The sequence below is a fragment of the Paracidovorax konjaci genome (assembly GCF_900112675.1).
GTDB lineage: Bacteria > Pseudomonadota > Gammaproteobacteria > Burkholderiales > Burkholderiaceae_C > Paracidovorax > Paracidovorax konjaci.
This window is the reverse complement of the sequence record NZ_FOMQ01000002.1, coordinates 91,298-103,669: the sequence shown is the minus strand read 5'-3', so window position 1 is coordinate 103,669 and position 12,372 is coordinate 91,298. Positions and strand designations below refer to the sequence as shown.

Genomic DNA, 12,372 nt, shown 5'->3' with positions numbered 1-12,372 from the left:
CGCGGGCACAACACCAGCGACCACTAGCCCTGGCCGGACACCTCGGGCCCTTCCCGCGGCGGCACGCGGGCCTCCTGCGGCAACTGCCAGAACACCGCCGCCGAAGCCACGGTGATGAAACCCACCGTCAGGAAGGTGGACTGGAACGCATGCAACACCGCGCCCGGCACCTGCGCGCCACCGTACGCCTGACTCCACTCCGACAGCACCGCGCCAGCCACCGCCACACCCAGGCTCATGGCCAGCATCTGCACCATCGACAGCAGGCCGTTGCCGCTGCTGGCACTGGCCCCATCCAGGTCCTTGAGCGTGATGGTGTTCATGCCAGTGAACTGCAGCGAGTTCACGGCGCCGAAGGCAGCCAGTTGGAGAACCTGCCAGGCCAGTGGCCAGGCAGGATCGCGCAGAGCGAAACTCGCCATCAACAGCCCCAGTACGGCGGTGTTGCCGACCAGCACATTGCGGTAGCCATGACGCCGGATCAGCGGGGCCGCCGCACGCTTCATGGCCATGCCTGCCAGGGCCGCAGGCAGCATCATCAGGCCGGCATGCAGGGGCGAATACCCCAGCAACAGTTGCAGCGACACGGGGATCAGGAACGGCATGGCACCACTGCCCAGCCGGCAGAACAGATTGCCGAGCAGTCCCACCGACAGCGTGCGCACCCTGAATAGCTGCGGGGAGTACAGCGGCCGCTCGTGCCGGGCGGCATGCAGCCAATACACCACCAGCGCCACGAGCCCGCCGACGCCCAGCGCCGCGGCCCCGCCGCGCCCCACCACCCCGGCCGCCTCGATCGAGAGCGAGATCGACACCATGCCGAAAGCCAACAGCACATACCCGGCCAGATCGAAACCATCGACCTTCGGCGCCCGCACATTGGGCATGAACCGCGCGGTGGCCAGGAAACCGGCCACCCCCACCGGCAGGTTGATGAGGAACACCCAATGCCACGAAGCGCTCTGCACCAGCCAGCCGCCGAGCGTCGGCCCGAGCAACGGGCCGATCAACCCGGGAATGGCGACGAAGCTCATGGCTTCCAAGAATTCGCCGCGCGGAAAGGTGCGCAGCACCGCGAGCCGCCCCACGGGAAGCAGCAGCGCACCGCCCAACCCCTGCAGCACCCGCGCCGCCACCAGTTCTCCAAGGTGCCGCGATGCCGCGCACGCCAGCGAACCCAGCGAGAACACCGCGATGGCGAACAGGAACACCTTGCGCGTGCCGAAGCGGTCCGCCAGCCAGCCCGACGCAGGAATCAGCATGGCCATCGTGAGCGAATAGGCAACGATCACCGACTGCATGCGCAGCGGGCTTTCACCGAGGCTGGCGGCCATGGCCGGCAAGGCCGTGTTGACGATGGTCGCATCCAGGGTCTGCATGAAAAAACCCACGGCCACGATCCAGAGCAGGATGCGGCGCTCCGGGGCCTGGACAGGCGGTGGCACGGGCAATTCGGTATGGGCACTGGGCGACATGGACATGACCCTCATCCGCGAACAAAAAAGCCGCCCTCGGGCGGCTTGGATTACCTCGGCACGGATCAGGCCGAGAAGCTCGATCCACAACCACAGGTGGTAGTTGCATTGGGGTTCTTGATGACGAACTGCGCGCCCTGGAGGTCTTCCTTGTAGTCGATCTCGGCGCCCACCAGGTACTGGTAGCTCATGGCATCGATGAGCAGCGACACGCCGTTCTTGGTCATGGTCGTGTCGTCTTCGTTCGTGATCTCGTCGAACGTGAAGCCATACTGGAAGCCGGAGCAACCGCCGCCCTGCACGAAGACACGCAGCTTCAGATCGGGATTGCCTTCCTCGGCGATGAGGTCCGCCACCTTGGCGGCGGCACTGTCGGTGAAGACAATGGGGGCGGGCATTTCGGTCTGGACGTTATCGGCTACTGCACTCATGGGGGATGTCTCCGGTGGGGGAGGAAATGGCCTCCGATACTACTGCAAGGTCGTTTTCGTGACCGGTCAGCCGGCGTTTGACGCCAATTTGAGTGTGGGCTTTTCCTCGACCAGAACGGACGACGGGCTCATCTGCCCGGCGATGGTGGCGCCCTGGTGCATTTCCAGGGCCTTGTAATGCACGTTGCCCGTAATCCGCGCCTTGGGCTGCAGTTCGAGCAGTTCCGCCGCATGCACCGGGCCGATGACCGTGCCGTTGATGATCACGTGGGCGGCATGCACCGCACCTTCCACGCGCGCCGACTCCGACACCACGAGGATCGTGGGCTGCTCCCCGCTCTGGGCGCGGACATCCCCCGCGACCTCGCCATCGATGCGCAGTCCTTCGGCAAACACCACCTCGCCATTGATGCGGGTGCCATGGGCGATGAGGCTTTTGATGGGGGGCTGCTTCTTGCGGGAAAACATGGCTGAAATCTCCTGGTTGGATACCGGCCCGCCCTGTCCGCGCTCCCACGCGAGGGGTCCGGCGCCGACGGGCCGGCATGCAGGGTATGCGGCTCACTGCATAGGGAAATGGTGGGTGGCGCGCACCGCGTTGCCCTCCAGGACCCGGGCGGTCACGGTTTTTACCACGGCATTGGCAGGAATCTCCGACAGCCCCTCCACCCGCCGGTAGTGTTCGAACTGCAGGGCCTGGCTGCCACCCGGCAACGGCTGTGTCCACGGCTTGCCGTCCCGGGTTCCCTCGGCCTGCAGTTCCATCCGGCCCTTGAATTCGGGAGCATTGCGCACCGGCTGTATCACCAGGATCTGCCAGCGCAGCTGGCCCGCGCCGATGGCCTCGACCTGCAGTCCGCGGATGCTGATGCCATCCGCCTTGCCTGCAGGAATCAGCTTCTCGAAGAATCCGAGGTCATCGCGCAGCGTCCGGTTGTCGGCTTCCAACTGGCGGGTGCGTGCCATCACCCGCTCCAGTGCCGCCCGTTCGGCTGTCAGCAGGGAGCCTTCAGCGCTGGTCGCATCGTGGCGGACCCGCGTTTCCTCGCGCAGCCGGATCACCTCCCGCCTCAACTGGACCAATTCGTCGCGCGAGCGCGCATCCAGCCCCGCGATGCTCTTGCCGAACTCGAAGACCCACAGAGCGACGGCAGCGCACAGTCCGATGAAGGCCGCCAGAGCCATCCACCGCAAGGGCCAGGGCATGGCACTGCGGACCGAAACCCGCGCCGCACTGACCGTCAGCCGGCGCCGAAGCAGTTTGAGTCGCATGTCGATACCTCTCCTTCAGGGACAACGGTTCGCGCAAAGCAAAAAACCGCCGTGACGGCGGTTTTTCGTAGCCGACAGCATCCATGCGGAGTGCTGTGCGGCCGGTTGCAGGGCAACGAAGATCAGCGCTTCGAGAACTGCTTGGCGCGGCGTGCGGAATGCAGACCGACCTTCTTACGCTCGACTTCACGGGCATCGCGGGTCACGAAGCCGGCTTGGCTCAGTGCGGGCTTCAGGGATGCGTCGTAGTCGATCAGAGCGCGGGTGATGCCGTGGCGGGTAGCGCCGGCCTGGCCGGACTCACCGCCGCCGTGCACGTTGACCTGGATGTCGAACGTTTCGACATGGTTGGTCAGCGCGAGCGGCTGCTTGGCGATCATGATGGACGTCTCGCGGCCGAAATACTGCTGAATGTCTTTGCCATTCACAGTGATCTTGCCGGAGCCCTTCTTCAGAAACACACGAGCGACGCTGGACTTGCGACGGCCGGTGCCATTGTTCCATTCACCAATCATGTCGGCTCCTTAGATTTCCAGCGCCTTGGGCTGCTGAGCGGTGTGCGGGTGTTCCGCGCCGCCGTAGACCTTGAGCTTCTTGATCATGGCGTAGCCCAGGGGGCCCTTGGGCAGCATGCCCTTGACGGCCTTCTCGAGTGCGCGGCCGGGGTGCTTGGCCTGCAGATCGCGGAAGTTCGTCGCCGTGATGCCACCGGGATAGCCGGAATGGCGGTAGTACACCTTGTCCAGGGACTTGGTGCCGGTGACCTTGAGCTTGGAGGCGTTGATGATGACGATGAAATCGCCGGTATCGACGTGAGGCGTGTAAATGGCCTTGTGTTTGCCGCGCAGACGGAGAGCAACTTCGCTGGCTACTCGTCCGAGGACCTTGTCGGTCGCGTCAATCACAAACCACTCGTGCACGACCTCAGCGGGCTTTGCGCTGAACGTAGTCATGAGTTTCTCTTTTCGAGGGAGAGGGTTTGGCGGTCCTTTTCCACGGTCGGTGCTTCTCTGGGTGGAAGCCTCTTAGGTGGCTGTGAAACCTCGCCGCGGGACCTGGTATTCGCTGCGAAGCCCGCCATTATACGAAACCGTCTCACCAGGAGGCAAGCAGGCTCATTGCGACAGCATGAGCCTGCGGCGCTCCTCAGCCTCCAGGCGGCGGCGGTTCTCGACGCACAGGGGGTGATTCGCCACGGCAGGCCGCTGGCATTCCTGGTGGATGCACATGGGTTTTGCCAGGAAGCCCGCATCCGCGCAGGCCTCGTCGGGGCCCGCCACACGGGGCGCAGGGCGCGCGGCGGCCACGGGCGCAGCCGACTCCGCCGGGGCTGCTGGCGCGGACGGCGCAGCCGCAGCCGCCACTCCGGGCTCCGAGGCTTTGCGGGCCGGCGGACGGGCGCGTGGGGCCGAGGCTGCGGCCAGGGCAAGCCCGGGCGGCGCCGACACCGGCGACGATGCGGCGGGTGCCGCGCCTGCGGGCAGTGCATCGTCCACCACGGCCACCGCAGCGCCGGATGCCGCATCGGACGGCGCCCCGGCTGCAGGCGCCGGTTCGGCCGTCTCGACGATGATTTCCTCTTCGGGCGTACGCGGTGCAGCCACCGGCTTCGCCTCGGGTTGCTGCATCCACACGGCGGCGCCTGCCACCACGGCAAGGAGGGCCAGGGCCGCGGCGGCGAACCATGCGCGAGGCCATTTGCCGGGGGCGCGTTGGCGGGGGCCGCCTTCGGGCGCCTCGCTGGCTGCCGGGCGGTGCGCTCCGTGCACCACCGTGGGCTCGAACACCGAGTCTCCCGCATCCACCGCACTGTCGAGAAATACCGTGTCGCCCCCCGTGTCCTGGGCATGAACGGGTGCCGCAGGGGGTTCTGCGCTCCGCCTAGCCACCACGGTCGCCGCAGGCGCGGGAGTGGACAGGACGGCCGCCATGGGCGCCGGTATCGACACACCGGACATCGGCGCGGGCACCGACGTGATGTCGATCATCGGCACGGCGACGCCTGCCCCGCGGCGATCCGCCGGCTCGACCCAGATATCGCCCAGCTCGGCGCGGAAATCGAACTGTTCCATGCCTTCGGGCGGCACGGTCATGTCGATGGCGCGCAGGAATTCGTCGATGCTCTGTGGCCGCTCTTCCGGCTGCAGGGCGAGCGCCTGCGAGATCCCGGCGACGAACGGAGCGGAGTAATCGACACCGAACTGCCGGCGCACCGTCTTCGCGACGCGCGAAAAAGGGACCATCCGGTCGCGGATGGCGCGCAGCGTGGCCGGCAGCGGGGTGTCGTTGCACAGGCAGCCGTGCATCACCGCTCCCACGGAATACAGATCGCTCCAGGGCCCCTGCCGCAGGTCGTTGCCTTCGTCGTTGTACTGCTCGATGGGGGCGTAATTGACCTTGAGCACCGCCGTGAGCCGGTGCGAATGGTCGGTGATCGCATGCCGTGCGGCGCCGAGGTCGAGCAGCACGGGCGGCCCCGTGTCCTGCAGAAAGATGTTGTCCGGCGAGATGTCGCGGTGCAGCGTCTGCCCGTCGTGCAGCACGCGCAGGGCGCCCAGCACGGACCACAGCACCTTGCGCAGCCAGGCTTCGGGCGGTGGCGTCCGCATGTGGGCGCGTGCCTGCTTGAGGGTCATGCCCGTGTAGAGCGGCATGACCATGTAGGCGGTCTGGTTGGCCTCCCAGAACCGGAAGACCTTCACCAGGGACGGGTGGTCGAACTGCGCCAGCAGCCGCGCTTCGGCCACGAAGGAGGCCAGCCCGGCCTGGAACGACTGCTCGTGGGAGGACGAACGCACCCAGAGCGACTGCCCCTGCGCCCGGGCCGCGAGCGCCGTGGGCATGTATTCCTTGATGGCCACGAACCGCAGCAGCGAATGGTCGAAGGCCTTGTAGACCATGCCGAAGCCCCCGACACCGAGCAGCGACACCACCTCGAATTCGCCCAGGCGTGCCCCGGCCGACAAGGCATCCACGTGGTGGACATCGCCCGGAGGTTCGGTGACAAGGGATGGAGCGGACATAGGCAGCGGCAGAAAATCAGGAAACCGGGCAGCGCGGCGAGGCGGCGCCACCGCGCGCCGCGGGTTTCGGAGCGCACGAATGGCCGCCATCATGCAGCAACCGGACCCCGGACGGGCAACAAAGCGCATCCCGGCGAGCGCAAAGCGCCCGGCAATCTGCGTTCTTCGTCCGGTTTTCGCCACCCGGGACGCCCGGCGGGCTGGTTACCATCGGGGCTTATGTTCAGCTATCGCCACGCCTTCCATGCGGGCAACCATGCCGATGTGCTCAAGCACACGGTATTGATCGCCACCCTGCAACACCTGACGCAGAAAGACGCAGCACTGACCGTGCTGGATACCCATGCCGGCGCGGGCCTCTTCCGTCTGGACGGGGACTATGCCGCCACCAGCGGCGAAGCGGCCGAGGGCATCCTGCGCCTTGCGGCCTCTGCCCTGCCGCAGGGCACCGTTCTGGCCCCTGCGCTGCAGGCCTATGTGGACCTGGTGAAGGAGTTCAACACCGGCAGCGCCTCCAAGGTCTATCCGGGCTCGCCGTTCATCGCGCAGCGGCTGCTGCGCGGCCACGACAAGCTGAAGCTGTTCGAACTGCACCCGACGGACCTGCGCTCGCTGGCGGGCAATGTGGCCCAGCTCGAAGCCGGGCGGCAGGTGGCGGTGCTGCACGAAGACGGTTTCGAGGGCATCCGCAAGTTCCTGCCTCCGCCCTCACGGCGCGGTCTCGTGCTGTGCGATCCGAGCTATGAGATCAAGAGCGACTACGGGCGCGTGCAGGACATGCTGGCGGAGGCCCTGCGGCGCTTCGCCACGGGCACCTATGCCGTGTGGTACCCCATCATTCCGCGGCCGGAAGCCCACGATCTGCCCAAGCGCCTGAAGACCCTGGCGGTACGCGCCGGCAAGCCCTGGCTGCACGCCACCCTGACGGTGAAGTCCAGCAAGATGACGGCCGGTGCGGACGGTACGCAGCGGCGTCCCGGGCTGCCGGCCAGCGGGATGTTCCTGGTCAACCCACCCTTTACCCTGAAAGCCGCCCTGCAGCCGGCTCTGCCGCAGATGGCGGAACTGCTGGCGCAGGACGAGCACGCCACCCACACCCTCGAATCCGGCGGCTGAGCGGGAACGGCAGCGGGGCCGCAGCCCCGCAGGCTCACGAGCCCGGGCAGGGCTCGTCCGGGTCGGAGGGCGCCGGGCTCAGCACCACGGGCTTGATGCCCAGCCCCAGCAGGCCCAGCGACTGGGCCGCGGCCCGGCTGAGGTCCACGATGCGGCCGGGGGAATGCGGGCCGCGGTCGTTGATGCGCACCTGCACCGAGCGCCCCGTGACCAGGCTGCGCACGCACACACGGGTGCCGAAGGGCAGCGTGCGGTGGGCGGCGGTGAAATCGTTCATGTCGAAACGTTCGCCGCTCGCCGTGCGCCGGCTATGGAAGCGCGCGCCGTACCAGGAGGCCATGCCTTCTTCACCGAAGTCGGACAGATCGCCTTCCGGATCGCGAGCGGCGCCGGGCCGCTCGTCCGCAGGCGCCCGCTCCCTCGGCGGCAACTCCCGCTCAGGGGGCGTGCCGTCCTGCTCTTTGCCGGGCACGGCGCGCGGTGCCGCAGGGCGCGGCGAGCGGGGCGCGGGCTTCACGGCCCGGCCTTCCCCGGCAGCCTCCGGTTGCGCCGGAGCGGATGGCGGCACGGACTCGGGGACGGGCGTGGGCGCGACAGCGCAGGCCGTGAGCATGGCGCACAGCACGAAAGCCCCCAACCCGGCGCGATGCCGCAGCGGTTCAGCGCTGGCAGCGCGATGCAAAAGCCTCTTCAAAACGCGTCAAATCCTTTTTTTCACCTTCGGTGAGATCGGTGCGGGCACGCTTGGCCGCCAGGATGCGGCGCGACTCGGCGCACTGCTCCGCACGGCGGACGGTGTCCGCGCGCGCGACCTGCTCGGCCACCTCGGCCTGCCGGATCTCGTCGCGGCGCAATTGGCGGGCCTCGCGCTGTTCGCGGGAAAGCCGCATCGAGGCCTCGCTTTCATCCTCGCGGCAGTCGCGTTCGTATTCGCGGCGCATGCCGGTCAGCACGTCGTACGGCAGGCCGCGGGAGGGGCCCGTGCGGAGCGTGTCGTGCAGCGACCGGCACTGGGCACTCATGTACTTGCGGTAGTCCGGCCCGTCGGGCACGGCGGTCCGCACCGGCGCGGGTTCGTACCGCGGGGACGGCGCGGGCGGGGCCGCCACGGGGCCGCCACGGGGCCGGCCATGACCGCGGTGGTGACCGTGCCTGCGGGGCAGGGCCGGGAGAGCGAGAAGACGTTGCCCGCGCTGTCACGGCAGCTGTACCGGGCCTGGGCACTGGCAAAAGGTGAAAGCGTGGCGCACAGCACGGCGGCCACCAGCAGAGGAGCAAGAGCGGGAATCATGGAGCGGTCACGCTAAGGAGGCGCCATGTTACCCAAAGCACGGCCGAGCCGGCCGCGCCGCCCTGCCGCCTTCCCGCCGCCCTCGCCGGTCGCCGTTGCCGCCGCGTTCACAGGCCCAGCCGGCGGCAGAGTTCCAGCGTCGCCGCGCTCTGGTTCATGGTGTAGAAGTGCAGCGCGGGAACGCCGCCCGCGCGCAGCCGCTCGCAAAGCGCGCTCACCACGTCGAGCCCGAAGGCACGGATGCTGGCGGAATCGTCGCCGAAGCCCTGCAGCCGCAGGCGGATCCAACGCGGAATCTCCGCGCCGCACGCGTCCGAGAAACGCATGAGCTGCGTGGACCCGAGGATCGGCATGATCCCCGGCACCACGGGCACGTCCAGGCCCAAGGCGCGCACGTCGTCCACGAAGCGCCAATAGGCGTCGGCGTTGAAGAAATACTGGGTGATGGCCGAATGCGCGCCCGCCCGCACCTTGGCGGCAAAGGCCTGCAGGTCGGCTTCCGGGGATCGGGCCTGGGGATGGACTTCCGGGTAGGCCGCGACCTCGATGTGGAAATCATCGCCCGTCTCGGCGCGGATGAAGGCGACGAGATCGCTCGCGTACTGGAACTCGCCGCCCGCGCCGTAGCCGCTCGGCAGATCGCCGCGCAGGGCCACCAGGCGCGACACGCCCATGGCCTTGAGCTGCGCGAGCTGCGTGCGCACGCTTTCGCGCGTGGCGCCGATGCACGAGAAGTGCGATGCGGCCTGCACACCCTCCTCCAGGATCTCGCGCACGGTTCCGAAGGTGCCCTCCTGGGTGGAGCCGCCTGCGCCGTAGGTGACCGAGCAGAACTCGGGCTTGCGCACGTAGAGCTGCTGGCGCACGGCGCGCAGCTTGTCCGCGCCCTCAAGGGTCTTGGGCGGGAAGAATTCGAAACTGACCGGAAAGGCCGGCGACCCTGCGGAAAGGCTCATGCCGTCCTCCGTGCGTGGATGAAGAATTCGCGGTTGCCGTCGCCGCCCTCGATGGCGCTGCCGTGCCAGCCGAGCACGTCGAGTCCCAGCGCAGCGCAGCTCTCGCGCAGGCGCTGCTCCACCTGGGCGTAGAGCGCGGGGTCGCGCACGATGCCGCCCTTGCCCACCTGTCCGGGCTGCAGTTCGAACTGCGGCTTGACGAGCATCAACAGCGCGCCGCCGGCCGCCAGCAGCGGCACCACGGCCGGCAGGATCAGCGTGAGCGAGATGAAGGACACGTCGCCGGTGATGAAGTCGAAGACGGGCGTCACTTCCACGTTCTCCCGCCCCGGCCTGCGGCGGCGCACGGTGGGCAGGGCGCCATCGGCACGCGCACGCGCCCTGGCATCGCGCTCGGCCTTGAAGGCCTCCACCTCGTGCTCCTTGGCGTCGTCGCTGTCGTCGTATTCGTCATCGACCATGCCGCCGTTGCGCATCCAGCTATAGGGGGCGATGGGCTGGGTGTCGTTGTCCTCGGGGTCGCGCTCGACGCGTTCGGAGAGCGCTTCCTCGCAGGCTTCCTGCAGGTCGTGGGCGGTGAGCGAGCGGGCATTGATTCCTTCCACGCCCACCACGCGCGGGTCGTTGCGCAGGCGCTCGTGCAACTGGCCGTGCCCCACGTCCACGCCGATCACCTGGGCCGCGCCCTGCTGCAGCAGGCAGTCGGTGAAGCCGCCGGTGCTCTGGCCCACGTCCAGGCAGCGCCAGCCGGCCACCGACAGCCCCGTGGCCTGCAATGCCCCTTCGAGCTTGAGCCCGCCGCGCGAGAGGTATTTCGCCTCGGCCGCGTCGAGCAGCTGCACTTCGGCGCCCTCCGGGATGTCGTCGCCGTTCTTCGACACCTTGTGCCAGGGCATGGAGGGCGCGAAGCGCCACTGCACGCCGGCAGCCACCAGGCGCTGCGCCTGCGACCGGGTCGCGGCCTGGCCGCTTTCCACCAAAAACACATCCGCGCGCATGCGCCCGTCCTTTTCAAGTCAAACAAGCCGCATGCCGCCGGATCCATTGGCGAGTCAGCTATCAATTTAATAGCAAACGCCTGCCGGGCCGCACGGAGCGGCCGGCAGGGGCGCCGCTGCGCTTCAGTAGCGGTAGGTGTCGGGCTTGTACGGCCCTTCCTTCTTGACGCCGATGTAGGCGGCCTGGGTATCGGTCAGTTCGGTGAGCTGGGCGCCGACCTTCTTCAGGTGCAGGCGCGCGACCTTCTCGTCGAGGATCTTGGGCAGCACGTAGACCTTGCCGGCCTGGTAGGCATCCTGGCGGGTGAACAGCTCGATCTGGGCGATGGTCTGGTTCGCGAACGAGCTGGACATCACGAAGCTCGGATGGCCCGTGGCGCAGCCCAGGTTCACGAGGCGGCCCTTGGCCAGCAGCGTGATGCGCTTGCCGTCGGGGAAGATCACGTGGTCCACCTGGGGCTTCACTTCTTCCCACTGGTACTTCTCGATCGACGCGACATCGATCTCGTTGTCGAAGTGGCCGATGTTGCAGACGATGGCCTCGTTCTTCATCGCCACCATGTGCTCGTGGCGGATCACGTCCTTGTTGCCCGTGGTGGTCACGAAGATGTCGGCCTTGTCGGCGGCGTATTCCATGGTCACGACCTTGTAGCCTTCCATCGCGGCCTGCAGGGCGTTGATGGGGTCGATCTCGGTCACCCAGACCTGGGCGCGCAGGGCGGCCAGCGCCTGGGCGCAGCCCTTGCCCACGTCGCCGTAGCCGGCCACCAGGGCCACCTTGCCGGCGATCATCACGTCGGTGGCGCGCTTGATGCCGTCCACCAGCGACTCGCGGCAGCCGTACAGGTTGTCGAACTTGCTCTTGGTGACCGAGTCGTTCACGTTGATCGCGCGGAACAGCAGCGTGCCCTTGGCGGACATCTCGTTCAGGCGGTGCACGCCGGTGGTGGTTTCCTCGGTCACGCCGATGATCTCGGCCGACTTGCGGGTGTACCAGGTGGCGTCCTGGGCGATCTTGGCCTTGATGGCGGCGAACAGGATGCGTTCTTCCTCGCTGGTGGGGTTGGCCACCACGGACAGGTCCTTCTCGGCGCGCTGGCCCAGGTGCATCAGCAGCGTGGCATCGCCGCCGTCGTCCAGGATCATGTTCGGGCCTTCGCCGGGCGTGCCCTTGGCGCCGAATTCGAAGATGCGGTGGGTGTAGTCCCAGTAGTCTTCGAGCGACTCGCCCTTGATGGCGAACACCGGGGTGCCGCTCGCCGCGATGGCGGCAGCGGCATGGTCCTGCGTGGAGAAGATGTTGCACGAGGCCCAGCGCACGTCGGCGCCCAGGGCCTTGAGCGTCTCGATCAGCACGGCCGTCTGGATGGTCATGTGCAGCGAGCCGGTGATGCGGGCGCCCTTCAGGGGCTGGCTGGCCGCGAACTCTTCGCGGATGGCCATCAGGCCGGGCATCTCGGTTTCGGCGATGCGGATTTCCTTGTGGCCCCAATCGGCCAGGGAAATGTCGGCAATGGCCTGATCGGCCGAGGTCTTGAGAACTGCGCTCATGGTTTTCTCCATTCAAGGGGCAAAAACCACGCGTTCGAAGGGGAATGGAACACTCACCGCACCGGACAGCGTGGGCGAGCGTCGTTGCAAAGGGATGATTCCGAGCCTCGCGTCCCGCCAGGCGGGGGACGCTGCAACGCTCCTCGGAAAACATCGATTATAAAAGCAACCCTTCCCGGGCCGGAGTTCGGCCCGCCTTGCGGCGGCGTCCGCACGGCACCGTGATCCCCGTCCGCCGGTCCATTGGACGGCGCGGCCA

13 protein-coding genes and 1 riboswitch are annotated in these 12,372 nt (G+C 67.7%); of the genes, 1 reads left to right on the top strand and 12 read right to left on the bottom strand.

The genetic code is table 11. From position 1 onward, the window contains the following. Positions 1-23 precede the first annotated feature (23 nt). From mdtD to BM144_RS03090, 7 genes are all read right to left on the bottom strand, one after another. Complete coding sequence (gene mdtD, locus BM144_RS03120) at positions 24-1,475, bottom strand: multidrug transporter subunit MdtD (protein WP_092950101.1); 1,452 nt, start codon at positions 1,473-1,475, stop codon at positions 24-26. Between the two features lie 65 nt (positions 1,476-1,540). Next, positions 1,541-1,906: an iron-sulfur cluster insertion protein ErpA gene (erpA, locus tag BM144_RS03115; protein ID WP_092949744.1), complete on the bottom strand. Its 366-nt coding sequence runs from the start codon at positions 1,904-1,906 to the stop codon at positions 1,541-1,543. Positions 1,907-1,972: 66 nt separating this feature from the next. Beyond that, complete coding sequence (locus BM144_RS03110; protein WP_092949742.1) at positions 1,973-2,374, bottom strand: bactofilin family protein; 402 nt, start codon at positions 2,372-2,374, stop codon at positions 1,973-1,975. Between the two features lie 93 nt (positions 2,375-2,467). Continuing rightward, positions 2,468-3,178, bottom strand: coding sequence for a DUF6776 family protein (locus BM144_RS03105; protein WP_092949740.1), 711 nt, complete (start codon positions 3,176-3,178; stop codon positions 2,468-2,470). 122 nt (positions 3,179-3,300) lie between these two features. Beyond that, positions 3,301-3,693 (bottom strand): 30S ribosomal protein S9, encoded by a 393-nt coding sequence (gene rpsI / locus BM144_RS03100; RefSeq protein WP_092949738.1) that lies wholly within the window; start codon positions 3,691-3,693, stop codon positions 3,301-3,303. 9 nt (positions 3,694-3,702) lie between these two features. After that, complete coding sequence (rplM, locus tag BM144_RS03095) at positions 3,703-4,131, bottom strand: 50S ribosomal protein L13 (protein ID WP_092949736.1); 429 nt, start codon at positions 4,129-4,131, stop codon at positions 3,703-3,705. 162 nt (positions 4,132-4,293) lie between these two features. Then, positions 4,294-6,201 carry a serine/threonine protein kinase gene (locus tag BM144_RS03090; RefSeq protein ID WP_092949734.1) on the bottom strand — a complete coding sequence of 636 codons (1,908 nt, stop codon included), beginning with the start codon at positions 6,199-6,201 and terminating at the stop codon, positions 4,294-4,296. A 219-nt stretch (positions 6,202-6,420) separates the two neighbouring features. On the opposite strand from BM144_RS03090, the gene BM144_RS03085 reads away from it, so the two are divergent. Continuing rightward, complete coding sequence (locus tag BM144_RS03085) at positions 6,421-7,317, top strand: 23S rRNA (adenine(2030)-N(6))-methyltransferase RlmJ (RefSeq protein WP_092949732.1); 897 nt, start codon at positions 6,421-6,423, stop codon at positions 7,315-7,317. A gap of 34 nt (positions 7,318-7,351) precedes the next feature. On the opposite strand, the gene BM144_RS23355 is transcribed toward BM144_RS03085, so the two are convergent. From BM144_RS23355 to ahcY, 5 genes are all read right to left on the bottom strand, one after another. Further along, a complete protein-coding gene (locus BM144_RS23355) occupies positions 7,352-7,834 on the bottom strand; it encodes a septal ring lytic transglycosylase RlpA family protein (protein ID WP_245783508.1) in 483 nt (160 codons plus the stop codon). A 142-nt stretch (positions 7,835-7,976) separates the two neighbouring features. Beyond that, positions 7,977-8,426, bottom strand: a complete 450-nt coding sequence (locus BM144_RS03075; protein WP_245783507.1) for a hypothetical protein — start codon at positions 8,424-8,426, stop codon at positions 7,977-7,979. A 289-nt stretch (positions 8,427-8,715) separates the two neighbouring features. Beyond that, on the bottom strand, positions 8,716-9,564 hold the full coding sequence (metF, locus tag BM144_RS03070) for a methylenetetrahydrofolate reductase [NAD(P)H] (protein WP_092949730.1): 849 nt from the start codon (positions 9,562-9,564) through the stop codon (positions 8,716-8,718). Continuing rightward, positions 9,561-10,562, bottom strand: coding sequence for a TlyA family RNA methyltransferase (locus BM144_RS03065; protein ID WP_092949728.1), 1,002 nt, complete (start codon positions 10,560-10,562; stop codon positions 9,561-9,563). The genes metF and BM144_RS03065 overlap by 4 nt, the downstream gene beginning before the upstream one ends. 123 nt (positions 10,563-10,685) lie before the next feature. Beyond that, positions 10,686-12,113, bottom strand: coding sequence for an adenosylhomocysteinase (gene ahcY / locus BM144_RS03060; protein WP_092950099.1), 1,428 nt, complete (start codon positions 12,111-12,113; stop codon positions 10,686-10,688). 69 nt (positions 12,114-12,182) lie between these two features. Continuing rightward, a riboswitch (S-adenosyl-L-homocysteine riboswitch) is annotated at positions 12,183-12,264 on the bottom strand. Positions 12,265-12,372: the final 108 nt, after the last annotated feature.